This window comes from Aminobacter sp. P4_H6_2 (assembly GCF_056400805.1).
Genome location: NZ_JBFUKO010000797.1, coordinates 1 through 2,172, shown reverse-complemented (window position 1 = coordinate 2,172; position 2,172 = coordinate 1). Strand labels below are relative to the sequence as shown.

The following is a 2,172-nucleotide window of genomic DNA, read 5'->3' as shown; positions in this document are numbered from 1 at the left end:
GTGTCGACCGAGCCGCTGAGGCCGGCTTCCTCGCTCGCTTCGCGCGCCGCTGTCTCGCACAGCCGTTCGGCTGTTTCCGGCCAGCCCTTGGGTAAAACCCAGCGGCCGGTGTCGCGGCTGGTGATGAGCATGATCTCGATACCGGTGGAGGTTCGGTGCCAGGGGAGGGCGGCGACCTGGAGCCTGCAGGCGGGTGCGCCGAACAGTCGGCGAATCCGCTCGACCAGGTGGTTGTGATAGACAGGTTTCATCAGCATCGGCAGCCCTACCCAAATTGTAGAATCATGCGCCGTGTCACAAATTGTACGGTTAATTCTCCGTAACAAAAGTAAATAGACTCCTAATGAAAACACCCGGCGAACAAGGCCGGGCGTTGAAACGTTCGAGCAGCTTCGGCTGACGACCTTGCGGGTCAGCCCTTGTGGTCGTCGGCGATCGGCTTCTGGTAGGTGAAGCCGAGATCCCAGGGGAAATAGATCCAGGTATCCTGCGACACTTCGGTGACGAAGGTGTCGACAAGCGGCCGGCCCTTGGGCTTGGCGTAGACGGTGGCGAAATGCGCCTTGGGCATCATCGCCCGGACGATGGCCGCCGTCTTGCCGGTATCGGTCAGGTCGTCGACGATCAGAACGTTTTCGCCTTCGCCTTCGAGCAGGGAGGGCGTGATTTCCTTGAGCACCTGCAACTGACCCTGCGAGGTGTAGTCATGGTAGGACGCGATGCAGATCGTTTCGATCAGGCGGATGCCGAGTTCGCGCGAGATGATGGCCGCCGGCACAAGGCCACCGCGGGTGATGCAGACGATCGCCTTCCACTGCGGGTTGACACCGGCAAGACGCCAGGCGAGCGCACGCGCATCGCGGTGGAACTGGTCCCAGGATACGGGAAAGGCTTTTTCGGGAAGGGACATGTGACGCAGCACTCCGGCTCGGCGCGCCACATGGCGCGGAAATAGGGGAATGCAGGCGGAATTAGCCGGAAAGCCCCGTCCTTGGCAAGGGCGGGGCGCCGAGTTTCGTGGGCTTGCTCAACGAGACAGCAAGATTGCCACGTCGCCGGCCTGCAGGACGTTGCGCGTGACACCGCCAAACAGGAACTCGCGCAGCCACGAATGGCTGTAGGCGCCCATCACCAGAAGGTCGGCGCCGGTTTCCACCACCTTGTTGTGAATGACCGCGTCGACCGTGTGCCCACGGGATTCTTCAACGCTGACCGAAACCTTGGCTCCATGGCGGGCGAAGGCCGCTGCAATTTCTGCTCCGGCGGTTTCCATGCTGAGTGCTGCCGTCTCGACGGGGTCGATGACGAGGATCTCGGTCGAATCCGCCTCGAGGATGAAGGGCAAAGCGTCGAAGGCGGCTCGTGCGGCCTCGCGGCTGCCGTTCCAGGCAATCAGGATGTTGCTGAAGGTCGAGATCAGCGGCGCCGAATGGGGTACCACCAGCACCGGCCGACCGGCTTCGTAGATCAGGGAGTCGATGTCTGCTGCGATCGAATCCTTGGCGTCGGGCGAGGCCTGGGCGACAATCACAAGATCAGCGCAGCGCGCGCTTTCGACGCCTGATAGGGCGCTGTCACCGGAAAAGCTCTCAAAACTGCGCCATTCGAACGACACGCCGGATGTTTCGATGCGGCCGAGGAAGGATTTTTGCACCTTTTCGGCGCGCTCCTTGCACAGCTCGGCATTGGCCTGGATGAACTCGGTGTCGGGGAAGCCGACAGCCGTGGTGTAGGGCATGGCAAGCGCTTCGGCATGCACGCCGATCAGGTGGCTTTCATGCCGCTCGGCAAAAGGGATCGCCACATCAAGCACGCGGGCGACATCGCGCTCGCTCTGGATGATGGCAACGATTGTCTTGAACGGCATGGCACCCTCCTTTGCGCGAGCTGAAATGCGCTCAGCAAAGAAACACTATCATGCCCATACTTGTTCCAATGTGACTTGGATCAATTGGTTCGCGTGTTTGGGATCACGCCGTTTTTGCTATGTCGGCAAGCATCGCCTCGATGGCAACGCGTGCGGCGTCCATGGCTTCCCTGGAGCGCGAACGGACGACAAGCTCGGTCCAGAACTTGCCGTCGAGATATTTCGGATAGGAGCCGATGATCGTGTCGGGATGCGCTTTCTGGATCTCGCCGAGCGGCCCGCCGATGGTGCCTTCGCCGTAAGGG

General features: G+C 61.4%; 3 protein-coding genes and 1 pseudogene. All 4 read right to left on the bottom strand.

Annotated features, from left to right (window positions below; translation table 11 throughout):
* A partial coding sequence (locus tag AC1DUU_RS30270; RefSeq protein ID WP_476787008.1) for an NUDIX hydrolase occupies positions 1-257 on the bottom strand: 257 nt, incomplete at its 3' end.
* Positions 258-412: 155 nt separating this feature from the next.
* Positions 413-910, bottom strand: a complete 498-nt coding sequence (gpt, locus tag AC1DUU_RS30265) for a xanthine phosphoribosyltransferase (protein ID WP_476787007.1) — start codon at positions 908-910, stop codon at positions 413-415.
* A gap of 117 nt (positions 911-1,027) precedes the next feature.
* Positions 1,028-1,867, bottom strand: coding sequence for a universal stress protein (locus AC1DUU_RS30260; protein ID WP_476787006.1), 840 nt, complete (start codon positions 1,865-1,867; stop codon positions 1,028-1,030).
* Between the two features lie 103 nt (positions 1,868-1,970).
* Positions 1,971-2,172: pseudogene (locus AC1DUU_RS30255) on the bottom strand (competence/damage-inducible protein A); the annotation flags it as partial.

Excerpts from the sequence above, each read along its gene's own strand:
- gpt (WP_476787007.1), bottom strand. The coding sequence starts at position 910 with ATGTCCCTTCCCGAAAAAGCCTTTCCCGTATCCTGGGACCAGTTCCAC.
- AC1DUU_RS30260 (WP_476787006.1), bottom strand. The coding sequence starts at position 1,867 with ATGCCGTTCAAGACAATCGTTGCCATCATCCAGAGCGAGCGCGATGTC.